We start from the raw sequence: 24,013 nt of genomic DNA on the forward strand, positions 1-24,013 counted from the left end.
GGCTGCCTGTACGGCAGTGAACCGGATACGCCGAACGCGGCAAGGTTACCCTGATTTCTAAGCTGCCTGTACGGCAGTGAACCGTAATATGGTTCCAGCTGGTTGCCGAGGTAATTTCTAAGCTGCCTGTACGGCAGTGAACTAACGGCACGATGCTGATTTATAACAATACAGTTTCTAAGCTGCCTATACGGCAGTGAACGTCAGATGCGCAGTGAAGGCATTCCGATTCTGTTTCTAAGCTGCCTGTACGGCAGTGAACCTTTTCGCCGGTGCCAACTTCCAGAAACTGGATTTCTAAGCTGCCTGTACGGCAGTGAACCCGCCACCGGTAATGTAACCGTCTATATGGTTTTTCTAAGCTGCCTGTACGGCAGTGAACCGCACTGGTTAGCGAGCGGCCCGATCGATTCATTTCTAAGCTGCCTGTACGGCAGTGAACCGGAAGAGCATGGTGCGCGCCTGTTCGGGAATTTTCTAAGCTGCCTGTACGGCAGTGAACTGTTGAGTTTTAATGTTTATGCTTTGAACTGCAAGAAATTATCCCTGTTTTGGCAGAAATACCCTCTTTTTTGTGCGGCTCGTGTGTTTTATTAAAATCAAAGAGTTAGAGACAGCTCGAAAAAAAGGGTTGTGACTGAGATGCCATTAATACCCCACCCCAGCCCTCCCCTTCGCAGGTGAGGGAGCGGATCGAGTTCAAATTTTAAATCTCAGGAATGATCGCCGTAATATCCCGGCTCTCCAGCACCCGTCCGTCCTGCGCTCGGATTTCCAGTTTGCGCAGTGGCTGGCGGTTTTCACTGTCCACAAGCTGCGTACAGGCTTCGCCTTCCTCAAACAGGTATTCACTTCCCCACTGCCCCAGCGCGACCAGCACCGGTTGCAGCGCCAGCCCCTTTTCGGTCAGCACGTAATCCTGATACGCCGAGCCATCGGCCGCCGGTTCAATTTTCAAAATGCCTTCGGCCACCAGCGCTTTCAGGCGTGCGCTGAGAATGTTTTTTGCAGCACCCAGACTGCGCTGGAACTCGCTGAAACGCGAAATGCCACGCATGGCGTCGCGGACAATCAGCAGCGTCCACCAGTCACCAATGAGATCCAATGCGCGGCCAGCCGGACAAGGCGTGTTTTCCAGACGTGTTCGTTTCATGGCACCTCCTGCTTAAAGAATCTGGTTGCATTATAAAACTACCAGTGCTAAAAATCATCTGGTTTCATTATTAAACCACTTAATCAACCCAGAGGTTCTCATGTCAGATTCCATTCGTTCTCAGTCTTTGGCGTTAATCACCGGCGCATCCACCGGTATTGGTGCGACATACGCCGATCGTCTCGCTAAACGCGGCTATGATCTTATTCTTGTGGCCCGTGATGCACAGCGCCTGAATGCGCTGGCTGAAAAGCTGCAACAGGACACCGGCGTAAAAGTGACTGTGTTACCCGCAGACTTAACCCGCAGCGAAGATCTGTCACGGGTCGAAGATTTTATCCGCGCGACGCCGCAAATTTCCCTGCTGATCAATAACGCAGGGGCGTCACTCAAAGCCGGTTTTGAGAACAGTGATGCCGATGCCATCGAGAATCTGATCACCCTGAACGTTACCTCGGTGGCACGCCTTTCCCGCGTGGCGTTTGATGGTCTGATCAAGCATAAAGACGGCGCGATTATTAATATCGCCTCGGTAATGGCGCTGACGCCGGAGCTGCAATCTGCTGTGTATTCCGCGACGAAAGCTTTTGTGCTGACCTTCAGCCAGACGCTGCAATTTGAAATGGCAGAGCGCGGTTTGTACGTTCAGGCCGTATTACCTGCCGCAACGCGTACAGAAATCTGGGAACGTTCGGGTAAAAATATTGATGAAGTACCAGGGGTAATGGAAGTCGGTGAACTGGTGGATGCTGCCTTGCTGGGCTTCGACCGCAAAGAAAAAATCACTATTCCGCCATTGCAGGACGAAAAACAGTGGGACGACTTTGATGCCCTGCGCGGCGCGATGGTGCCGAACTTCCTGCAAGCTCACGCGGCACCACGTTACAAAGCCTGACAGTGAGACATTGACCAGTAACATAAATTTACTGGTCAATATTGATTCGCTTTGCAAATATGTTAATTCGACAACTTTGTGAAGTGAATACGATGACCGAATATGTAATTGCTGCACCCGAAGTTCCGTCTCTCGCCGTCGAAGGCCAGAGCGCCCGTTTTCCATTGCGCCGCGTTTACTGCGTTGGCCGTAACTATTCCGAGCACGCCCGCGAAATGGGTCATGATCCGGATCGCGAGCCGCCGTTCTTCTTTGGCAAACCCGCTGATGCCGTTATCCCTGCCAGCGGTAACGTGCCTTATCCGACACTGACCGAAGATCTGCATTACGAAGTGGAACTGGTTGTCGCGATTGCCAAAGGTGGCAAAAATATCACGGCTGAAGATGCGCTGTCGCATGTCTGGGGTTATACCGTCGGCGTGGATCTGACCCGGCGCGATATTCAGGCGCAGGCCAAGAAGCAAGGTCGTCCGTGGGATTTCGCCAAAGGTTTTGATGATTCCGCACCGGCCAACCCGCTGCTGCCCGTCAGTCAGACCGGTCATCCTGCCAGCGGTAAAATCTGGCTGGATGTGAACGGTGAAAAACGTCAGCGCGGTGATTTACGTGATCAGATCTGGCAGGTGGCGGATGTCATCAGTTATCTGTCGCAGGCCGTTGAACTTAAACCTGGCGATCTGATTTACACCGGCACACCGGCAGGCGTTGGCGCTGTGGTGCGCGGTGATGTGATTACCGGTGGTATCGAAGGCCTGAGCGATTTCAGCTTCACCATCGTGTGATTCATTCAGGACGTCTGGCTTCAGGCGTCCTTCTCTCCGATTTTTCTCTGATTCTCTTCCTCGATAATCGGGATTAACTTCTCAAATGCACAGGCGCTTGAAGGGTCGAAAAGCGACAGCGTTTCAATCTGACTGAGTAAAATCACTTTGCGAAATTTCAGCGCATTCACCGGATCCGATACCGGCGTAATGCCGTGTTCCTGATAATAACGGGCATAGTTATGCTCGACGCGCAGCTCCAGTGTATCTTTATCGCGATACCCGCTGACCATCGGGATCACCACCACATTGTCCGACGAACTGGTTTCACATCGCGCGGTATGCACCATGCCAATATAGACGCGCCGCGACTGTAAGGTGATAAACACCATATCGCCCTCTTCCATGCACTGATACAAAAGCCCTTCCACACCGTTGGCGCGGGTGAGCTGTTTGTACAACTGTTTGCGTCCGGCAGTATTGAGCCGCAAGCCCGGCGACCAGGTGGTGCGCACCAGACACAGCATCACGGAAACACCGAGCATGATGACGACCGGCGCCTGAATGCCTAAGAAACTCCAGTTAATGAAATCTCTGTGGTAATGCACATCCTGATGCAAATGCGGGATAGCAGGCAGCCAGTTAACGACTTCTGAAATTCCCCACAGCGCCATATAAACCAGCGCAATCACCAGCACACCCTGCAGGACAAAAATGCAGCCGTATAACGCCACCAGAAAATAGACGTCCCAGCCGAAGGTACGTTTGAGTTTGAAGCGCGATGAGATGTCGCGGGTGGTGTACCAGTACCCGCAAACCATTAACACCATGAAAACCGCTGTCGCCATTACAGCACGCTCATGCGTTTGACGTGGCGGTCGAAGTCTTCACGCATATCCTGATTTGCCGGATTCACCGAGGCGGTACCGTTTTCATCAATCAAAATACGCTCACCCTCCTCAATCGTATCTTCCATGTCTGCTGCACTGAACAGCCCGAGGAATTTTTCCGGGCTGGAGAAAATCTGTAACATAATCTTAAACATAGGTTTGCCTCTTTTAACTAAAGAGTAAGCCTAGTCAAAGATGAGAGATACTTTCACGCTTTCGGATTTTTTACAGGCAACAACATTTTTAGTGCTGCATGTAACAAAAAGGGCCACCTTGCGGCAGCCCTTTGCTGAAAATCTCTGAAGTAAATTAATTACTTCGCATCCAGACTTTCGTGATGTGCTTCTTCGTGAGCGGCCTGCTCAGCATGGACTTCCGCCGCACGCTTGCGCAGACCAATCCAGCCCAGAACCAGCAGGATAATCAGTACCGGAATCGTCGCCACGGTGTAAGTGCCGTTCGGATAGTCAAACGCCATCAGTATCAGCACGCCCGCCAGAAATGCCAGCGTCAGCCACGAGGTGACCGGTGCCCACGGCATTTTGAAGGAGACGTCTTTCGCACGGCCTTCTTTGATAGCCTTACGCAGTTTCATCTGACATACGATGATGAAAGCCCATGAACTGAGGATGCCGAGTGACGCGACGTTCAGGACAATTTCAAATACCTGCGATGGCACGTAGTAGTTAAGTACCACGCCGATGACATAAATACCCACAGTGACCAGAATACCGGCGTAAGGCACCTGCTGTGCGCTCATCTTCGACATGAATTTCGGCGCAGAACCGCCCATCGACAGGGAACGCAGAATACGACCGGTGGAATACAAGCCGGAGTTCAGACTCGACAGCGCCGCAGTCAGTACCACGATGTTCATGATCGTGCCGATGTAAGGCACGCCCAGCTTGCTGAAGAAGGTCACAAACGGGCTTTGCCCCGCCTGATACGCATTCCAAGGTAACAGCAGAACCAGCAGCACCACGGAACCGACGTAGAATAATGCGATACGCCAGATCACGCTGTTGATGGCTTTCGGCAGCACTTTCTCAGGATCTTTGGTTTCACCTGCCGCCGTACCGACCAGTTCGATGGCCGCGAACGCGAAGACCACGCCCTGCACCAGAACCAGCGCCGGTAACAACCCGTGCGGGAAAATACCGCCGTTATCGGTGATCAGATGGAAACCGGTGGTATTGCCGTCCAGCTGTTTGCCGGTGCCGAGGAACACCACGCCGACAACCAGGAACAGGGCAATCGCCGCGACTTTGATCAGCGCAAACCAGAATTCCATCTCAGCGAACCACTTCACGCCGATCATGTTCATGGTGGCGACAATCGCCAGCGCGCCCAGCGCAAACATCCATTGCGGGACATCACCGAAGGTTCCCCAATAGTGCATGTAAAGAGCCACTGCGGTGATATCGACAATGCCGGTCATCGCCCAGTTGAGGAAGTACATCCAGCCTGCAACGTAAGAGGCTTTTTCGCCCAGGAACTCGCGGGCATAAGAGACGAAACTGCCGCTGGTCGGACGGTGTAAAACCAGTTCACCCAGCGCACGTAAAATAAAGAATGAGAAAATACCACACACCGCATACACGATTGCCAGCGCCGGGCCAGCCATCTGTAAACGCGCGCCCGCGCCGAGAAATAAACCGGTGCCGATAGAACCACCAATGGCAATCATCTGAACCTGACGATTGCCCATACTTTTGTGATACCCGTGTTCGTGCGAGTCCAGCCAGCGTCTTTTCGCCGCGTGCTTCGCCTCTGCCGATTTTTTATGAGACTTCATTCGATCTTGTTCTCCAAAAATAACCTTCACCTGACGTCGGGTGCTGCAAGCAAACGATTGCAAGCCTCAACGTTTATGGGGTTTACCCACTGTAGTTTTTTTAGCCGGAACTGTTTTGGTGCAATAACGGCGAAGGATGCTACCTTTTCTCATTAACCGTGGCAAAAAAAACCGTCATAAAAAATTGTGAACAGTCATATTTCGCGCAACGAATTTTGCGCATGCGTGCGGTTACGGGGTTTCTTTAGGCGAACATTCTTTTCTCACCCGCTCAATGTTGATCGACAGATACATGATCTCTTCCGTCGTCAGATCCCGCTGATATTGGGCGGCAAGGTAATCGCCGATTTTCTCCGAACACTGCCAGGCTTGCGGATAGTTCTCTTTCACGGCCACATGCAGGGTCATGTCGTCATCCGCGACAACAGTGCGGCTGAGCATGCGCTGTGCGAAGAATTTCAGATGGGTGACGAAACGCTGATAACTCAGCGATTCTTCGTCATATTCGATACGCAGCTGGTATTTCACCAGATTGAGGATTTCCTGCATCACGCGGGTGATTTGCGCCACTTCCGGCATTTCACCATTAAGCTGAGCGTTTACCAGATGCAGTGCGATAAACCCGGCTTCATCCACCGGAAGGCGCACACCCAGGCGCGCATGGATAATCTCCAGCGCCTCCAGTCCCAGCGCATACTCTTTAGGATAAAGGCGGCGGGTTTCCCACAGTAACGCGTTGCTGATCGGCACGCCTTTTTTCTGTCGCTCAATGGCGAAGTTACAGTGGTCAGTGAGCGCAATGTATAAATTTTCCTGCAATTTCCCCAGCCGTCCGCGCGCCAGCGTGATGATCTGGTCGCAGGTGGTCATGACTTCCATCGGAATATGCGAGAGCAGTTCTGTCAGATGCGCGACCAGTTCGTCGCTTTGTAATGCGAAGATTTTTTCGATTTTACTGTCATCGAGTTCGTCTCCGGTTTTCTTCATAAACGCCAGCCCGCGGCCCATGACGACCTGTTCCCGCTGCTGATCGTTGACAACCACCACCACGTTATTATTGAGTATTTTGGCGATTTTCATTGTTATTCCCTGAAAAGAAAAACCCGACCGTCCGAATGGATGGTCAGGTTTTGTCTGCCGCAGTCTTTGGATCTGCCTGATAATTTTACCAGATCCGATCCTCAGCCAGACGTAAAATTTGCACTCAGAACGTGACGATGGCTTTCAATCCTGTCACCCACGCATCCTGCGTTTCCTTCACCCCGCCCGGACGGTACCAGTACTGCAAATCCGGTTGCAGAATCAGCCACGAACGGACTTTTATCTGATAGTACAAATCGGCGTTCACCGAGTGACCGGACAGCGGCGTATAGAGCGGATTGCCGTAATCATCCACCTGATAAATCGTATTCAGGTTTTCCTGATTCTGGCGGTAATGATTACTCATTTTAATATACGTCATACCAAAACCCAGCCAGTCGTCAGGACGCGCATCAAACAACCCGCGATAGCGCATGGAAGCAGCCTGCGTATGATGAATGGCGTTGCTGCGCTGATCCCCCAGCCCGAGGCTGTATGACACGCTCATGCCACGGTTCGGATCGTCGCCACGTTGTGTCACCTGCTGGTTGAAACCGGTATACATAAACCAGGTGCTGCTGTGTTTGCGATAACCTTCGGGATCTGTTGCGCCCACGCTCTGCGTTTTCCCTTCCGATAAATCGGTTTGCGGCGAGTTGGTATACAGCAAACCCACGTTATAAATGCCCGGCAAACCATTCACTTTGGTTTTCAGTTCGGCTTCCATCGGCAACAGAATGCCGCGTGCGCCTTTCAGCGAACCGCTCCAGGCGTATTTGCGGTCAGAGGCATCGGGGTTTTGTTCCATAATACCGGTTTTCAGCGTCAGTTCTGGCGTCAGCTTGTACTGGAAAGTGGTGCCCCAGTAATGTTTATTCCAGTTATACCAGGTCATCGAGTTAGCCGATTTACCGCCACACTGGCTGAGCAGCTGGAAATCACACGGGATAATCTGATCGAAATCCTGATTCTTGTTCATCATACCGATGCGCCAGTGCAGTTTACGGTCATCGAAACTACGGCCAAATGTCAGCCAGCCCAGACGGGTTATCGACTGTCCGCCCCAGCTTTCCTGGGCGAGATCGTTAAACCCGACGCGCGGATCCTGCGTACGTTTGGACGTCAGGTTGTCATCGTGGTTACGGTTAACAATGTTCCCTTCAATGGCCGCGTCGGGAATACCGGTGTACATCTCCAGATCCTGGGTAAACGTCAGCGAGAACTGATCGATATACGCCAGATGTTTATCATGGTTATAACCGCCGCCTGCGTTATAAGACGACTCGCTCAGATAACCAAGCTGATAATGAAATCCATGGTCTTCAATAATCGGGCGAATACCCAGCATATCGCCGAACATGCCTTCGCCGGGCGCTTCAAAACCTAATACCGTACCATTCCAGTTATCCGCAGCCTGTGCTGAATGAATACCTGTGATTGAAATACACAGCGCCAGAACACTGGTTTTTAGTAACCGGTTATTATTTTTAACTTTACAGGTAGGTGTTGCAGAAGTCTGAGAAATTTTCATCTTTATATTTCCGTTTTATTATTTTAAATCATCATTATTTTTTTGGGCAATACAAGGGCGGACAGGCGGCTTATAAATTTATAAGCCGCATCAGTTATTTATTATTAAAGGTTAAGTTCAGATCAGGATTTTAAAGCCGCGCCGTTTGAATTGATCACTTCTTTATACCAGAAAAAGCTTTTCTTACGGCGACGTTCCAGCGTGCCATTCCCCTGGTCATCACGGTCAACGTAGATATAACCATAGCGTTTGGAGAACTCGGCTTTCGAGGCGCTGACCAGATCAATCGGCCCCCAGCTGGTGTAGCCCATCACTTCCACACCGTCTTCAATGGCTTCACGTACCTGAACCAGATGGTCATTGATATATTCAATGCGGTAATCGTCGTTGATGCTGCCATCTGCTTCGACTTTATCACGTGCACCTAATCCGTTTTCCACAATAAATAATGGCTTCTGGTAACGATCATAAAGTTCATTCATTAAAAAGCGCAAACCTACCGGATCAATCTGCCATCCCCATTCGGAACTTTGCAGATGCGGGTTAGGCACCATATTTAATATATTGGCGCGCGCTTTAATATTTTGCTCTTCGTCAGTGGTTACACAACCGGTCATATAATAACTGAATGAAATAAAGTCGACCGTTTCTTTCAGTGCCGCTTTATCTTCAGCAGTAATATTAATTTCCATGCCACGATCTTTAAAGAAACGCTTCATGTATGCCGGATAAGCGCCGCGCACCTGAACATCGCCAAAGAATAACCAGTCGCGGTTTTGCTGCAAGGTTTCCATCATATCGGCCGGTTTGCAGGTCAGCGGATACAACATTCCGCCGAGCAGCATATTGCCGATTTTGCCGTCAGGAATGATCTCGTGGCAGGCTTTTACCGCTCTGGCGCTGGCCACCAGCTGATGATGAATGGCCTGATAAATTTCCTGTTTGCTGCTGTCTTCCGGCAAGCCGACCCCGGTGAACGGCGCATGTAGCGACATGTTGATTTCGTTGAACGTCAGCCAGTGTTTCACCTTATTTTTATAACGGCTGAACACCGTACGGGCGTAGTTTTCAAAGAAACCGATGGTGTCGCGACTGCCCCAGCCACCGTGGTTTTTCACGATACCATACGGCATTTCATAGTGAGAAAGCGTCACCAGCGGTGTAATCCCGTATTTTGCCATTTCATCAAACAGGCGGTCATAAAAGGCCAGACCGGCTTCGTTTGGCTGCAATTCATCGCCCTGCGGGAAAATACGCGTCCAGGCAATTGAGGTACGCAGCACGGTGAAGCCCATTTCGGCGAACAATTTCATGTCCTCCGGATAACGATGATAGAAATCAATCGCCACATCTTTCACGCCGAAATCGCCTTCAGTACGTTCCTGCACCGGACCAAAAACGCCTTGCGGTTGCAGGTCAGATGTTGATAAGCCTTTACCGTCAGTCAGATATGCACCTTCCACCTGATTGGCTGCGACTGCGCCGCCCCATAAGAAACTGTCTGGGAATTGCTTGTTCATGTGAACCTCCTGGCTCTGGTCGTTATCGTAATAAAGTGAGTAATGGCGCTTGTTCGCTGGTGTCCTGACCAACGCTTGCCGGAATGACATCAAGATAGTCATCGCTGTTGGTGACCAGCACGGGCGTGGTCAGGTCATAGCCGGCATCGGAAATGCCTTGCATATCGAATTCCAGCAACAAATCGCCCTGCTTCACCACCGCATCAACCGCGATGCGTGGCGTAAAGAATTTGCCGTCCAGCTTCACCGTATCGATGCCGACGTGGATCAGAATCTCTGCACCCTCGTCAGATTCAATCCCTATGGCGTGATGGGTTTTGAACAGGGAAACCACGGTACCATTTACCGGCGATACAACCCGCCCCACTGCTGGCACCACCGCCACGCCTTTGCCCAGCAAACCACTGGCGAACGTCGGGTCTTTAACCTGATCGAGTGCGATACAGGCACCGGTCATCGGGCTGGCAATCAGGGTTTTTCCGCGTGGCGCCTGAACGGCCTCCGCTTTGGCCTTTTCGGTGATTTCCGGCGTTGCCGCTTCTTCTTTCATGCCGAAGAAGTAAGTTGCCAGCGCAGCAAACACCAGGGCAATCAGCGTCCCGGCAATGGCGGCGGTCACCGTTTTATCAAAGCCGGTTGGCGGAATAATTTGCGTGAAAGTAAAGATGCTGGCGAATCCGAAGGAATACGCCGTGGTCTGGAAATACCCGAGGACCGCCGCACCCAGTGCACCACCGGCGCAACCGAAAATAAACGGACGCCGACGCGGCAGATTGATGCCGTAAACCGCGGGTTCCGTAATCCCAAAAATCCCCGCGCTGATGGCTGAACCCGCCAGCGCCTTCGTTCGTGCATCTCTGGCGCGCAGCATCACGCCAATCACTGCCCCGACCTGCCCCATCACGGCGGGCAATAACAGCGGCAGCATGGTGTCGTGACCGAGAATACTGAAGTTGTTGATCATCAGCGGCACCAGCCCCCAGTGCAGACCGAAAATCACACACACCTGCCACAGTGCACCCATAAAGGCACCGGCAATCATCGGGCTGATGTGATACACAAACTGATAGCCGTTAGCCAGTTGCTGGCTGGCCCAGGTGGCGACGGGGCCGATAATCAGGAAGGTCAGCGGCACCACGACCATCAGGCAAATAAGCGGCGTGATAAAGTTACGCAGCGCAGAAGGCAGGATTTTCATGGCCCGTTTTTCCAGCCAGCTTGATACCCACGCAGCCAGGATCACCGGGATCACCGATGAGGCGTAATTAATAAAGACCAGCGGAATACCGAAGAAATGCTCGCCCTGCGCACCAGGTTGCTGTGCCTCAAACGCGGCGATCATCAGCGGATGCACCATTGCCCCGCCAATCATCATGGTAACGAACGGGTTACCACCGAATTTTTTACCGGCAGTGAAACCGATCACCAGCGGGAAGAAGTAAAACATGGCGTCACTGGCGGCGAACCAGACTTTATAGGTACCGCTTTCCGGCACCATCCAGCCGCACGCCAGCGCCAGTGCCAGAAAACCTTTCAGGATCCCCGACGCGGCCATGATGCCGATAAACGGGGTAAAAATGCCGGAGATAACGTCAATCGCCCGGGCAAATAAACTGCCCTTATCACCGCTGTCATCGTCGCCGCTGTCGGAAAGCGCACTGCCTTTCACCAGCGCTTCATACACCGCACCGACGTGGTTGCCGATCACCACCTGAAACTGGCCGCCGCTCTCGACAACCATGATGACACCCGGGTTTTCTTTTAGCCCGGCAGCGTCGGCCTTACTGGTATCTTTTAATTTAAAACGTAAGCGGGTGGCACAATGCACCACGCTGTTGACGTTATCCTTTCCGCCCACTCCGCGGAGAATTTCATCGGCTAATGTACTGTATTCCATGGTGTTATCTCATCAGAGTAATGGCGTCGTGCACGACATTGCCGGTGTATTTCAAAGGGGCGGCCTGCCCCTGAATTCAGGCCAAAAAAAAACCTAAACGTCCGGTCTCTTCGTCATACACGAAGAAACGAGAAGTTTAGGTTTTGCCTGTCAGACAGTAACAATCCTGCTTTCTGAAACGGATTCTCTGGCGAATCGCAGACAGAAACAAGTCGTAATATTCGCCGGATGATGAAACTGTGATCGGCTTCAGATTTCGTGCTAAAAGCAGGCATCTGACCGGAGCAGCCTCAATCTGATCCTGCTCACAAACCGGAAACAAAATTAAATAACGTAAAATGCATATTCGTTTCCTCAATTGTTTACGCGCAGTCCATTCTCAATACTTCTGTTTATATTTCGCCTTTTAACGCGTTATCCCTGCGTTCCCATCCGGAAAATCAAGGAGATATAAAATGACTCACCTGTATCAGGATGCTTCACAGCCCGTCGCTACCCGCGTCGCCGACCTGCTTGCCCGCATGACGCCCGCTGAGAAATATGCCCAGATGCACGCGTTCTGGCTGATCCTCGACAGCAACGGGAAGCATAAAGAACGGTCCGATCTGAGCGATGATTTTGCCGGGCATAAACAGACTCTGGCACTGGAGGAGCAACTGGCGCTGGGCGCGGGACAAATCACGCGCCCCCTGGGAACGCACGTGGTCAGCCCGGCAGAAGGCGTGCGCGCCCTGAACCGGCTGCAAAAAATGCTGGTTGAAGAAACACAGCTGGGCATTCCGGCGATGTTCCACGAAGAATGTCTGGTCGGTTTATTGTGCAAAGACGCCACACTGTTCCCCTCTTCCCTGAGTTATGCCTCGACGTGGGATCCGCAACTGGTGGAGCAAATTGCAGGCGCTATCCGCGATGAAGCGCAAAGCGTTGGTTGTCATCAGGGCCTGGCGCCGGTGCTGGATGTTTCCCGCGATGTCCGCTGGGGACGAACTGAGGAAACCTTTGGCGAAGATCCTTATCTGGTTGGCATCATGGCGACGGCTTACGTGCGTGGTTTGCAGGGTGAAAAACGTGACCTGCTGGCCACGCTGAAACATTATGTCGGGCATTCATTCAGCGAAGGGGCTCGCAATCATGCGCCGGTACATCTGGGTTTTCGCGAGCTGAATGACACCTTTCTGCTGCCGTTTGAGATGGCGGTAAAGCTGGCGAATGCCGGTTCGGTGATGCCGGCTTATCACGACATCGACGGGCAGCCTTGTCACAGCGATCACTTCCTGCTGACAGAAGTTTTGCGCGAACAGTGGGGATTCGATGGTCTGATTGTTGCCGATTACGGCGGCGTCAGCCTGCTGCATCAGCATCACGGTGTCAGCCATGACGACGCGGAATCCGCCGCGCTGGCGTTTAATGCCGGACTGGATATCGAGTTGCCGAAAGGCGATTGCGCGCAGCATCTTGCCGATGCGGTTTCACGTGGCCTGATTGATATGGCGAAAATTGACGAGATCGTCGCCCGCGTGCTGACCGAAAAATTCCGCCTCGGGCTGTTTGAACAGCCTTACGCCCTTGATCCGCAGCCACAAATGCAACAACCCGCCACACGGGAGCTGGCCTGGAAAGCCGCCGTCCGTTCCGTCACCCTGCTGGAGAATAATGGCATCCTGCCGCTGAAACCCAAATCCGGGCAGAAAATCGCAGTGATCGGCCCGACGGCAGACGATCCGCTGGCGTTACTCAGCGGTTACAGCTTCCCCGTGCATCTGATCATCAGCGAAATGGAGGCACAGACGGAACAGGTCACCACGCCGTTACAGGCCTTGCGTGACGCCTACGGCGAGCAAAATATCCGGTATGCAAAAGGTTGTCATATTCTTGAAAAACGCACAGCGGGCGCGCCGGTCTTCCCCGGCGATGCCGGCTCAGCCATGCAAAAATCGCCGGTATCACGAAGTACCGCGCTTATCCCACAGGCCGTGAAACTGGCGCAGGAAAGTGATGTCGCGTTAGTGTTTGTCGGCGATCTGGCCGGATTATTCCAGAGCGGCACCGTCGGTGAAGGTTCTGATACGGACAGCCTGCAATTACCGGGTGTTCAGCAACAGTTGCTGGAAGAGATTGTCGCGACCGGCAAACCGACCATTGTGGTCATGACCGGCGGTCGTCCGTATTCCCTTGGCGGACTGGAGGAAAAAGTCGCCGGGTTCCTGATGGCATTTGCGCCCGGTCAGGAAGGCGGACGTGCAATTACCGATATCGTCAGCGGCAAAGAAGCACCGTCCGGCAGGCTGGTGGTTTCCGTACCGAAAAGCGCCGGTGCCATGCCCTATTATTACAATCACAAACTGAAAAGTGGCGGTACGCCGATTGCGTTCCACTTCGGTGCAAAATACCCGTTTGGCTTCGGGCTGAGCGGCACCACGTTCCGCTATCACGATCTGCAACTCAATCAGCAACCGGTCGCTATCGAAAATGGCGATATTGCAGTACAAATCAAAGTCACCAATATCGGAAATCAGGCGGGCAGCGAGGTGGTGCAGGTTTATCTGCGTGACTGTATGGCATCACTGGTACGCCCGATGCAGGAACTCAAAGCTTTTGAGCGCGTAGAGCTGGAGGCCGGACAAACCGCAACGCTGAATTTCAGCATCCCGACCGACATGCTGAATTTCACCAGTCACGCCGGTAAGCGCATCGTCGAACCGGGTTCTGTTGAAGTTCAGGTGGGCTCTTCAAGCGCCGATATTCATGCAACAGGAAAGGTGATTCTGGCGGGTGAAGTGCGCGAGTTGCCACGTCACTGGCGGATGGTCAGCCGTTGTGAAGTCAGTCAGTAATTTCTGCTGGCTGAAATAAGCAAAACGGACGCTCAGGGCGTCCGTTTTTATGCGTGCAAAATCGCTTACTCTGATTCTCTGGTAATCCCGAAGTGCTTATACGCATGATTGGTCGCCATACGCCCGCGCGGTGTGCGCTGAATAAAGCCTTGCTGGATCAGGAACGGTTCGATGACGTCTTCAATCGTCTCGCGCTCTTCACCAATCGCCGCAGCTAAGTTATCCAGCCCGACCGGCCCGCCGGTGAACTTATCAATAATCGCCAGCAACAGTTTGCGGTCCATGTAATCGAAACCTTCGGCATCGACATCCAGCATGTCCAGCGCGCCGTTAGCCACATCACCGTTAATGGTGCCATCGCCTTTGACTTCCGCGAAGTCACGCACACGGCGCAACAGGCGGTTAGCGATACGCGGCGTACCGCGTGAACGGCGGGCTATCTGATGCGCGCCCTCCTCCGACAATTCCAGCCCGAGACAAGACGCACTGCGCCCGACGATGTGCTGTAAATCTGCCACCTGATAAAATTCCAGACGTTGCACAATACCAAAACGGTCACGCAGTGGTGACGTCAGGGAACCTGCGCGGGTGGTGGCACCAATCAGGGTAAAAGGGGGTAAATCGAGTTTGATGGAACGCGCCGCCGGGCCTTCACCAATCATGATATCCAGCTGATAATCTTCCATTGCCGGATACAAAATTTCTTCAACAACCGGCGACAGACGGTGGATTTCATCGATGAACAGCACGTCGTGCGGCTCAAGATTGGTCAGCATCGCGGCCAGATCACCGGCTTTTTCCAGCACCGGTCCCGACGTCGTGCGCAGATTCACGCCCATTTCGTTAGCGACGATATTGGCCAGCGTGGTTTTACCCAGCCCAGGGGGGCCGAAAATCAGCAGGTGATCGAGCGCATCTTTGCGTTGCTTAGCCGCCTGAATAAAGATTTCCATTTGCGAACGCACATGCGGTTGCCCGACGTATTCGCTGAGCAACTTCGGGCGTATCGCACGGTCAATGACTTCTTCTTCACTGAAAACTTCGGAAGAAATCAGGCGGTCAGCTTCAATCATCGTTTACCTCACAGCGCTGCGCGCAACGCTTCTCTAATCAACGTTTCAGATTCCGCACCCGGCTTGGCCACTTTGCTGATCATACGGCTGGCTTCAGGTGGTTTGTATCCGAGGGATATCAGGGCTGCAACGGCTTCGCCTTCGGCATCAGATTCTTTAGCTTTCGACGCCGATGCAGGTAGCGTGATATCAGTATGATTGTTAAATAGATCACCGTTTAATCCTTTAAACCGGTCTTTCATTTCAACGACCAGGCGTTCTGCGGTTTTCTTACCGACGCCAGGTAACTTGATTAATGCGGTGATTTCTTCCTTTTCCACCGCACTGACAAACTGCTGTGCCGACATGCCTGACAGGATCGCCAGCGCCAGCTTCGGCCCCACACCGTTCACCTTGATCAGTTCACGGAACAGCGCGCGCTCTTGTTTATCGTTAAATCCGTAGAGCAACTGGGCATCTTCACGGACGATAAATTGCGTGAAGATGATAGCTTCCTGACCCAGCTCCGGCAATTCGTAAAAACAGGTCATCGGCATATGCACTTCATAGCCCACGCCGTTAGTTTCAAGCAGCACCAAAGGGGGCTGTTTTTCCAGAATAATGCCTCGTAGTCTGCCTATCACGTTCATTTTCCTTATCAGGTCAAAAGCAGCGATGTTTATATCATAAAAAAGGCTGGATGAATATCCAGCCTAATGGACTTGCGGCGTCTATCGCATACGTCCGCGAGCCATCTGTAATTTGTCTGAGCTCAGACGAATGGCGTTCTGGCTCATGTGGCAATGTGTAATCGCAATCGCCAGCGCATCGGCGGCATCCGCCTGGGGATTGGCCGGTAATTTCAGGATTGAACGCACCATATGCTGAACCTGCGATTTTTCAGCCGCACCGGTACCCACGACAGTCTGTTTCACTTGCCTCGCCGCGTATTCAAACACCGGCAAATCCTGATTCACCGCTGCCACGATCGCCGCGCCACGCGCCTGCCCGAGCTTTAAAGCCGAGTCGGCATTCTTCGCCATAAACACCGATTCGATGGCAAAAAAATCAGGCTGAAACTGGGTAATGATTTCCGACACACCGGCGTAAATCAGTTTCAGACGTCCCGGCATATCGTCCACCACCGTGCGGATGCACCCGCTGCCGAGATAGCTGAGCTGACGCCCTGTCTGGCGGATAATGCCATAGCCGGTAATACGCGAACCGGGGTCGATCCCCAGAATAATAGCCATAGCCAGTCAACGCCTTGTGTTGTCGCTTTTTTGGAAAGTTGGGGGAGAGTATAAACTGCTGAGGCACAACAGGATAGCCAGCCGGTGGTAGCCACCGGCGGCACTGAGATTACAGAGTTTCTGCGATCTCGTCGGAGATTTCACCGTTGTGGTAAACCTCCTGCACATCGTCACAATCTTCCAGCATGTCGATCAGGCGCAACAGTTTAGGTGCAGTTTCTGCATCCATGTCGGCTTTGGTCGATGGGATCATGGTAACTTCAGCGGAATCAGCTTTGTAACCGGCAGCTTCCAGCGCATCTTTCACTTCGCCCAGATTTTCCCAGGCAGTGAAGACATCAATAGCGCCGTCATCGTAAGAAATGATGTCTTCAGCGCCCGCTTCCAGCGCGGCTTCCATCAGCACGTCTTCATCCAGGCCAGGAGCGAAAGTAATCACGCCTTTTTTGGAGAACAGGTAAGCCACGGAACCGTCGGTACCCAGATTGCCACCGGTTTTGGTGAAGGCATGACGCACTTCTGCCACGGTACGGTTGCGGTTATCACTCAGACATTCAACCATGATGGCTGAGCCACCCGGACCGTAACCTTCATAAATGATGGTTTCCATGTTGGTGTCTTCGTCACCGCCCACGCCACGTGCGATAGCACGGTTGAGGGTATCGCGGGTCATGTTGTTCGACAGCGCTTTATCAATTGCCGCACGCAGACGTGGGTTTGAACCCGCATCGCCGCCGCCCAGACGTGCCGCTGTCACCAGCTCACGAATGATTTTTGTAAAAATTTTGCCGCGTTTAGAATCTTGCGCCGCTTTGCGGTGCTTGGTGTTGGCCCACTTACTGTGACCTGCCATAAATATCTCCAAAAAGTCTAAAGTCTTAACAGACCGAATAGTTTACAAATTCTTCAATCGCCTGCTGGTTGCTCGGAGACACCGTCAGCGCAGCCGCTGCGGATTTATCGAGCCACCGGTACGCATGATGTTCTGTAAGAACCACATCACGCTCGTCGGGTAACGCCAGACAGAACCAATGTTCTTTGTTACGGGTCACGCCGGGAGCATAGCGATGGCGCAAATGCGCAAATATTTCAAAGTCCTCGCAGCGCTGGCAATCCTGCAGAGTCAGGTTTTCACCTGCAATGTCGATACCGACCTCTTCCATGACTTCACGCTGCGTGGTTTGATTCGGGGATTCCCCGCCTTCCAGACTGCCGGTCACCGACTGCCAGAAATTTGGGTCATCCTTTCGTTGGAGCATCAGCACCCTGCCGGTGTTTCTGGCGTAGATGACGCACAGTATCGACTCAGGACGCTTATAGCTCATTAGTTATTCTCTGTATTTGTGTCTGGCGTCACTTCTTTTTTCGCCACCACTGCGATGCCCAGTTCCAGCAGTGAAGCCGGGTTGGCAAAGCTTGGCGCTTCGGTCATCAGACACGCAGCCGCGGTAGTTTTCGGGAAGGCGATCACGTCACGGATATTGTCGGTACCGGTCAGCAACATCACCAGGCGATCCAGACCAAATGCCAGACCCGCATGAGGAGGCGTACCGTATTTCAGGGCGTCGAGCAGGAAGCCAAATTTCTCGCGCTGTTCGTGCTCGTTAATACCCAGAATGCTGAACACGGTTTGCTGCATTTCGCTGCGGTGAATACGCACAGAACCGCCGCCCACTTCGTAGCCGTTGATCACCATGTCGTAGGCGTTTGCGATAGCGGAAACCGGGTTAGCCGCCAGTTCTTCTGCCGTCATGTCTTTTGGCGCAGTGAACGGGTGGTGCATGGCGCTCAGGCCGCCTTCGTCGGTGTCTTCAAACATCGGGAAGTCAATAACCCACAGCGGTGCCCACATGTCTTCTTTAGTGATTTTCAGGTCACGGCCAACTTTCAGACGCAGTGCGCCAATCGCATCAGTCACAATCTTCGCGCTGGCTGCGCCGAAGAAGATCATGTCGCCATCTTGCGCACCGGTACGTTCGATCAGGGCTGCCAGCAGTTCTTCGTTAAGGAATTTCGCGACCGGGCTCTGGATACCTTCCAGACCTTTCGCCACTTCATTCACTTTGATGTATGCCAGACCTTTCGCGCCGTAGATTTCGATGAATTTTGCGTATTCGTCAATTTGCTTACGGCTCAGGGAGGCACCACCCGGAACACGCAGCGCAGCCACGCGGCCTTTTGGATCGTTAGCCGGATCAGCAAACACTTTGAACTCGATGTTTTTCATCAGGTCGGCCACATCGACCATTTCCATCGGGTTACGCAGGTCCGGTTTATCAGAGCCGAAACGACGCATAGCCTCTGCAAAAGTCATGATCGGGAAATCGCCCAGATCCACGCCTTTCACTTCCTGCCACAGTTCGCGGGCCAGTTTTTCCATCACTTCACGCACTTGTTCAGCGCTCATGAAGGAGGTTTCCACGTCGATCTGGGTGAATTCAGGCTGGCGGTCAGCACGTAAATCTTCGTCACGGAAGCATTTAACAATCTGATAGTAACGGTCAAAACCGGACATCATCAGCAGCTGTTTGAACAGCTGAGGAGACTGCGGTAAGGCGTAGAACTTGCCTTTATGCACACGGCTCGGCACCAGATAGTCACGCGCACCTTCCGGCGTGGCTTTGGTGAGCATCGGAGTTTCGATGTCGAGGAAGTCATGGCTGTCCATGAAACGGCGCACAAAACTGGTAATTTTTGCACGGGCTTTCAGGCGGTTAGCCATTTCAGGACGACGCAGATCCAGATAGCGGTATTTCAGACGCGCTTCTTCAGTGTTGACGTGGTTGGAGTCCAGCGGCAGCGATTCAGAACGGTTGATGATGTTCAGATTGCTGGCGAACACTTCCACTTCGCCGGTCGCCATGTCTTTGTTGAACTGACTTTCAGGACGCGCACGCACGGTACCGGTCAGCTGAATACAGAATTCGTTACGCAGTTCAGACGCCAGTTTGTAGGCTTCAGCCTGATCCGGGTCGAAGAAAACCTGAACGATGCCTTCGCGGTCACGCATATCGATGAAAATCAAACCACCCAAATCGCGGCGACGGTTAACCCAGCCACACAATGTTACTTCCTGGCCCACATTGGACGCATTCAGTTTTCCACAATATACAGTACGCATAACGGTATCCTTTTGATCCCACTACCCGGCCTCATGGCGCACAGGCACAGAAACGGTTATTGACTCTGGTCGCTCGCCGCAAAACTCAGCAGCGCTCGGAATGGGTTTTATTCAGGTCGAAAAAAGGCGGCTATTATAAAGGAATTTCCGGCGAAGGATAAGTACGAACACGTCAACGCTGACGCGGAAATTCATTCGTGTTGCAAGCTACACATAATTTAACAAAATTATCTCATTTCAGTCTGCCCGTTAGAATAGACTCGCGCCATCCCCTTTGTACACGCAGTAAATAATTCCTTTCTCTCATTACCCCTATTGAAAACCGGGAGCTACACATGAAACTTGACCCAAAAACTACCGCACTGGTATTGATCGACTTACAGAAAGGGATTTTACCGTTCGCTGGTGGCCCGCACACCGCACAGCAGGTGCTGGATAATGCTACTGAACTGGCAAATCGTTTTCGTAAACTGGGCGCGCCGGTCGTCATGGTTCGCGTGGGCTGGTCAAATTCTTTTGACGAAGCGCTGAAACAACCGGTTGATATCCCTGCGGCTGCACCGGAGGGCGGTTTACCCGCAAGCTGGTGGGAATTCCCGGAACAGCTGGGCGTCACCGACAATGATCTGCTGGTGATTAAGCGCCAGTGGGGCGCGTTCTACGGCACCGATCTGGATCTGCAACTGCGTCGTCGTGGCATCAAAAGCATCGTGCTGGCCGGTATCTCCACTAACATCGGCGTGGAATCCACTGCGCGTAACGCCTGGGAACACGGCTATGAACTGGTCATTGCTGAAGACGCCTGCAGCGCGCACAACAATGACCATCATCAGTCCAGCGTGCAATTTATCTTCCCGCGTATCAGTCGCGTACGTTCAACTGCCGAAGTGCTTGCCGCTCTGCCGGAGTAACGTTACCCTGAATTTCTTGCCTGAACGCCGCCCGCTGAGGCGGCGTTTTATTTGGGAATTCCGGCTCAGAAAACAGGGAGCATGATTATGTATATTGGTTTACCGCAATGGCACCACAACGCCTGGGCAAAAATCGGTTTGCGTGATCTGGCCGATTACGCGCGGTATTTCAATTGCGTCGAAGGCAATACCACCTTTTACGCCCTGCCCAAACAGGAAGTGGTGATGCGCTGGCGCGACATGACGCCGGAATCTTTCCGTTTTTGTTTCAAATTCCCATCGGACATCAGCCATAAAGCGGCACTGACGAATTGTCAGGAAAACGTCGATTTGTTTTACCGCACGCTCGAACCGCTCGGTGAACGCATTGGTCAGCTCTGGCTGCAACTTCCTGCCACGTTTGCCCCCGTTCACCTCGACCGACTGTGGCAATTTCTGGATGCCCTTCCCGCGGGTTTCGATTACGGCGTTGAAGTGCGCCATCAAGATTTTTTCAACAAAGGCGGGGAAGAACGTGCGCTGAATCAGGGCTTACATCAGCGTGGAATTAACCGCGCCATTCTCGACAGCCGTCCGGTTCACAGTTCGAAATCCACAACTGAAGCAGTGCTCGAAGCTAAACGCAAAAAACCGATTCTGCCGCTGCACGCGCTGGCGACATCATCCCGGCCCATTGTGCGTTTTATCGGCGGCGACAGTCTGGACGCTAACCGTCCGCTGTTCGGGCAGTGGATTAAAAAACTCGACGACTGGCAATCTCAGGGATTATCACCGTATCTGTTTATTCATACGCCTGACTGCACAGATGCTCCGCAGCAGGCGCGCAGCCTGTGGCAGGATTTGCACCGGCAGATGCCCTCTGTTCAGCCCGCACCTGACTGGCCAGAACAGGACACCTTGTTCTGAGAATATTCAGGATTTTCTGACGACAGTCTTACGGCAGCCCGTTATCATAGCGGCGAAGCGGAAGGCATTAGTTCCGCCAGAAAACAGGGATTAACCAAGGAAGTCATCATGATTAGCGCGTTATATGTCGTGCTTGCTGCCATACTTTTGATCAAACTCTCTTTCGATGTTGTCCGCCTGCGGATGCAATACCACATTGCCACCGGCGACGGCGGTTCCTATGAATTACAAACCGCCATCCGTGTCCACGGTAACGCCGTAGAATATCTGCCCATCGGCTGTTTACTGCTGCTGTATATGGAAATGAACGGTTCGCCCATCTGGACAGTCCACGCCTGCGGTTTGTTGTTGATTCTGGGCCGGTTATTCCATTATTACGGGCTGAAGAACCGCGAATTTGCCTGGCGCCGCAACGGCATGGGTGCGACGTATATCTCGCTGGTGCTGATGGTCGTGGTGAATATTATCTATCTGCCATGGTCACAATTTCTGAACTTCGACTGATCGCCCCGCTTTTCCCAGGCTGTTTTGATGCAGTTTTGAAACAACTCCCGAGCGCGCAGGTATCTGCCTGCGCCAGTATCTGCTAAAATCTGCCCTCAACTTTTTACCCACACTCTTTTTGGCCTGACTCACCGCTATGGCAAACCACGATACGCTGTTTTCTGCACCAATAGATAAGCTGGGCGACTGGACGTTCGACGAACGCGTTGCTGAAGTTTTCCCTGACATGATCCAACGCTCAGTTCCGGGCTATTCCAACATTATTTCGATGATTGGTATGCTCGCCGAGCGCTTCGTTCAGCCCGACTCGAATGTCTACGATCTGGGCTGTTCGCTGGGTGCTGCCACGCTGTCGATGCGTCGCAACATCAAGGTTCCGGGCTGCGAAATCATTGCTGTCGATAACTCTCCCGCCATGGTGGAACGCTGCCGCCGCCACATTGATGCTTTCCGTGCCGATACGCCGGTTAACGTGATTGAATCCGACATTCTGGATATCGAGCTGAAAAATGCCTCGATGGTGGTGCTTAACTTTACGCTGCAATTCCTTGAACCGGCTGACCGTCAGCGCTTGCTGAATCAGGTGTATCAGGGCATGCGTCCGGGTGCTGCGCTGGTACTGTCTGAAAAATTCAGCTTTGAAGATAAAGACGTCGGCGAACTGCTGTTCAATATGCATCACGATTTCAAACGTGCGAACGGCTACAGCGAGCTGGAAATCAGCCAGAAACGCAGCATGCTCGAAAATGTAATGCTGACCGATTCGGTTGAAACTCACAAAGCCCGCCTGCACCAGGCCGGTTTCCAGCACACAGAAGTCTGGTTCCAGTGCTTTAACTTCGGCTCACTGATTGCGCTGAAAGCCGGAGAAGCAGAATGATTGATTTCGGTGATTTTTATCGCGTTATCGCCAAAGGGCCGCTGAGCCCGTGGCTTAATACCCTGCCATCGCAACTGACTGCATGGCAGAAAGAATCGCTGCACGGCAAGTTCAAACTGTGGTTTAACTCCGTCGATCGTTTGCCACTGTTGCAGCCAGAACGTCTGGATTTGCTGCATAGCGTCAGCGCAAATATGGAAGTGCCTTTGCCAGCCGGTCAGCGCGAAGGGATTGAAAATCTGCTGCGCAATATGATGCCATGGCGTAAAGGGCCATTTTCGCTGTACGACGTTGAAATCAATACCGAATGGCGTTCTGACTGGAAATGGGATCGCGTACTGCCGCATATCTCTTCGCTGGCAGGCCGCACTATTCTTGATGTCGGCTGCGGCAGCGGATACCACATGTGGCGCATGATTGGCGCAGGCGCGCATCTGGCCGTGGGTATCGACCCGATGCAGCTGTTCCTGTGCCAGTTCGAGGCCGTACGTAAATTACTGGGCGGCGATCAACGCGCGCACCTTTTGCCGCTGGGTATCGAACAATTACCTGAGCTGAACGCGTTCGATACGGTGTTCTCGATGGGCGTTTTGTATCACCGTCGTTCGCCGCTGGATCACCTTCTGCAGCTGAAAAATCAGCTGGTCAGCGGAGGCGAACTGGTGCTGGAAACCTTAGTGATTGAAGGCGACAGCGAGCAGGTACTGGTACCGGGCGACCGTTACGCGCAGATGGGGAATATCTATTTCATCCCTTCTGCAGCAGCACTGAAAAACTGGCTGATCAAATGCGGCTTTGTTGATGTACGCATTGCGGATGTCAGCGTCACCACGCTGGAAGAACAACGCCGTACTGACTGGATGACCAGTGAGTCACTGGCTGAATTCCTCGATCCGAATGACCCGACCAAAACCATCGAAGGTTATCCGGCACCGCGTCGCGCCCTGCTTATCGCCCGCAAGCCTTAACTCCCTCTTCCTCCGCCAGACATCCTCCGGTCTGGCGGAATTTATTGCTCACACTTTACCCT

The 24,013-nt window shown here is 52.7% G+C and carries 22 protein-coding genes and 1 CRISPR repeat array; of the genes, 8 read left to right on the top strand and 14 right to left on the bottom strand.

Features of this window, described 5'->3' with window-relative positions:
- Positions 1-54: 54 nt before the first annotated feature.
- Positions 55-502: a CRISPR direct-repeat array (repeat unit 28 nt; unit sequence TTTCTAAGCTGCCTGTACGGCAGTGAAC).
- A gap of 204 nt (positions 503-706) precedes the next feature.
- Positions 707-1,153 carry a winged helix-turn-helix transcriptional regulator gene (locus ACM615_RS06370; protein WP_129638649.1) on the bottom strand — a complete coding sequence of 149 codons (447 nt, stop codon included), beginning with the start codon at positions 1,151-1,153 and terminating at the stop codon, positions 707-709.
- A gap of 100 nt (positions 1,154-1,253) precedes the next feature.
- Here ACM615_RS06370 and ACM615_RS06375 point away from each other — a divergent pair, with 100 nt between their 5' ends.
- Together ACM615_RS06375 and ACM615_RS06380 are read left to right on the top strand one after the other, a co-directional pair.
- A complete protein-coding gene (locus tag ACM615_RS06375) occupies positions 1,254-2,048 on the top strand; it encodes an SDR family NAD(P)-dependent oxidoreductase (RefSeq protein WP_129638648.1) in 795 nt (264 codons plus the stop codon).
- Positions 2,049-2,140: 92 nt separating this feature from the next.
- A complete protein-coding gene (locus ACM615_RS06380) occupies positions 2,141-2,830 on the top strand; it encodes a fumarylacetoacetate hydrolase family protein (protein WP_129638647.1) in 690 nt (229 codons plus the stop codon).
- Between the two features lie 20 nt (positions 2,831-2,850).
- On the opposite strand, the gene ACM615_RS06385 is transcribed toward ACM615_RS06380, so the two are convergent.
- From ACM615_RS06385 to bglF, 7 genes are all read right to left on the bottom strand, one after another.
- Positions 2,851-3,657 (bottom strand): hypothetical protein, encoded by an 807-nt coding sequence (locus ACM615_RS06385; protein WP_129638646.1) that lies wholly within the window; start codon positions 3,655-3,657, stop codon positions 2,851-2,853.
- A complete protein-coding gene (locus ACM615_RS06390) occupies positions 3,657-3,854 on the bottom strand; it encodes a hypothetical protein (RefSeq protein WP_112288224.1) in 198 nt (65 codons plus the stop codon). Before ACM615_RS06390 ends, ACM615_RS06385 begins: the two co-directional genes overlap by 1 nt.
- Positions 3,855-4,012: 158 nt before the next feature.
- Positions 4,013-5,494 carry an L-asparagine permease gene (gene ansP / locus ACM615_RS06395; RefSeq protein ID WP_129638645.1) on the bottom strand — a complete coding sequence of 494 codons (1,482 nt, stop codon included), beginning with the start codon at positions 5,492-5,494 and terminating at the stop codon, positions 4,013-4,015.
- A gap of 231 nt (positions 5,495-5,725) precedes the next feature.
- Positions 5,726-6,574 (bottom strand): transcriptional antiterminator BglG, encoded by an 849-nt coding sequence (bglG, locus tag ACM615_RS06400; protein ID WP_112288226.1) that lies wholly within the window; start codon positions 6,572-6,574, stop codon positions 5,726-5,728.
- 124 nt (positions 6,575-6,698) lie between these two features.
- Positions 6,699-8,105, bottom strand: a complete 1,407-nt coding sequence (locus ACM615_RS06405) for a carbohydrate porin (RefSeq protein ID WP_132963883.1) — start codon at positions 8,103-8,105, stop codon at positions 6,699-6,701.
- 122 nt (positions 8,106-8,227) lie between these two features.
- A complete protein-coding gene (locus ACM615_RS06410) occupies positions 8,228-9,625 on the bottom strand; it encodes a glycoside hydrolase family 1 protein (protein ID WP_132963882.1) in 1,398 nt (465 codons plus the stop codon).
- 22 nt (positions 9,626-9,647) lie between these two features.
- Positions 9,648-11,522 carry a PTS beta-glucoside transporter subunit IIABC gene (gene bglF, locus ACM615_RS06415; RefSeq protein WP_431011662.1) on the bottom strand — a complete coding sequence of 625 codons (1,875 nt, stop codon included), beginning with the start codon at positions 11,520-11,522 and terminating at the stop codon, positions 9,648-9,650.
- 455 nt (positions 11,523-11,977) lie between these two features.
- Here bglF and ACM615_RS06420 point away from each other — a divergent pair, with 455 nt between their 5' ends.
- Positions 11,978-14,356 carry a glycoside hydrolase family 3 N-terminal domain-containing protein gene (locus tag ACM615_RS06420; RefSeq protein WP_431011663.1) on the top strand — a complete coding sequence of 793 codons (2,379 nt, stop codon included), beginning with the start codon at positions 11,978-11,980 and terminating at the stop codon, positions 14,354-14,356.
- Between the two features lie 65 nt (positions 14,357-14,421).
- On the opposite strand, the gene ruvB is transcribed toward ACM615_RS06420, so the two are convergent.
- From ruvB to aspS, 6 genes are all read right to left on the bottom strand, one after another.
- Positions 14,422-15,429, bottom strand: coding sequence for a Holliday junction branch migration DNA helicase RuvB (gene ruvB / locus ACM615_RS06425; protein ID WP_120162671.1), 1,008 nt, complete (start codon positions 15,427-15,429; stop codon positions 14,422-14,424).
- Positions 15,430-15,437: 8 nt separating this feature from the next.
- Positions 15,438-16,052, bottom strand: a complete 615-nt coding sequence (gene ruvA / locus ACM615_RS06430; protein WP_013575037.1) for a Holliday junction branch migration protein RuvA — start codon at positions 16,050-16,052, stop codon at positions 15,438-15,440.
- An 87-nt stretch (positions 16,053-16,139) separates the two neighbouring features.
- Positions 16,140-16,661 (bottom strand): crossover junction endodeoxyribonuclease RuvC, encoded by a 522-nt coding sequence (gene ruvC / locus ACM615_RS06435; RefSeq protein ID WP_015696865.1) that lies wholly within the window; start codon positions 16,659-16,661, stop codon positions 16,140-16,142.
- A 109-nt stretch (positions 16,662-16,770) separates the two neighbouring features.
- On the bottom strand, positions 16,771-17,514 hold the full coding sequence (locus ACM615_RS06440; RefSeq protein WP_013575035.1) for a YebC/PmpR family DNA-binding transcriptional regulator: 744 nt from the start codon (positions 17,512-17,514) through the stop codon (positions 16,771-16,773).
- 25 nt (positions 17,515-17,539) lie between these two features.
- A complete protein-coding gene (gene nudB, locus ACM615_RS06445; RefSeq protein WP_120162670.1) occupies positions 17,540-17,986 on the bottom strand; it encodes a dihydroneopterin triphosphate diphosphatase in 447 nt (148 codons plus the stop codon).
- Positions 17,986-19,782 (bottom strand): aspartate--tRNA ligase, encoded by a 1,797-nt coding sequence (aspS, locus tag ACM615_RS06450; protein ID WP_112288233.1) that lies wholly within the window; start codon positions 19,780-19,782, stop codon positions 17,986-17,988. The genes nudB and aspS overlap by 1 nt, the downstream gene beginning before the upstream one ends.
- 335 nt (positions 19,783-20,117) lie before the next feature.
- Between aspS and ACM615_RS06455 the strand changes: the two genes are divergently transcribed.
- The 5 genes from ACM615_RS06455 (at position 20,118) to cmoB (ending at position 23,951) form a co-directional block, all read left to right on the top strand.
- Entirely contained in the window at positions 20,118-20,693 is a 576-nt protein-coding gene (locus ACM615_RS06455; protein ID WP_112288234.1) for a hydrolase, read from the top strand.
- Positions 20,694-20,780: 87 nt separating this feature from the next.
- Entirely contained in the window at positions 20,781-21,599 is an 819-nt protein-coding gene (locus ACM615_RS06460) for a DUF72 domain-containing protein (RefSeq protein ID WP_112288235.1), read from the top strand.
- Between the two features lie 108 nt (positions 21,600-21,707).
- Positions 21,708-22,103: an MAPEG family protein gene (locus ACM615_RS06465; RefSeq protein WP_431011664.1), complete on the top strand. Its 396-nt coding sequence runs from the start codon at positions 21,708-21,710 to the stop codon at positions 22,101-22,103.
- A 136-nt stretch (positions 22,104-22,239) separates the two neighbouring features.
- Positions 22,240-22,983 carry a carboxy-S-adenosyl-L-methionine synthase CmoA gene (cmoA, locus tag ACM615_RS06470; protein WP_120162666.1) on the top strand — a complete coding sequence of 248 codons (744 nt, stop codon included), beginning with the start codon at positions 22,240-22,242 and terminating at the stop codon, positions 22,981-22,983.
- Positions 22,980-23,951 carry a tRNA 5-methoxyuridine(34)/uridine 5-oxyacetic acid(34) synthase CmoB gene (gene cmoB / locus ACM615_RS06475; RefSeq protein ID WP_112288238.1) on the top strand — a complete coding sequence of 324 codons (972 nt, stop codon included), beginning with the start codon at positions 22,980-22,982 and terminating at the stop codon, positions 23,949-23,951. The genes cmoA and cmoB overlap by 4 nt, the downstream gene beginning before the upstream one ends.
- Positions 23,952-24,013: the final 62 nt, after the last annotated feature.

This window comes from Rahnella sp. PAMC25617, assembly GCF_050606005.1.
In the GTDB taxonomy this organism is placed as follows: domain Bacteria; phylum Pseudomonadota; class Gammaproteobacteria; order Enterobacterales; family Enterobacteriaceae; genus Rahnella; species Rahnella variigena.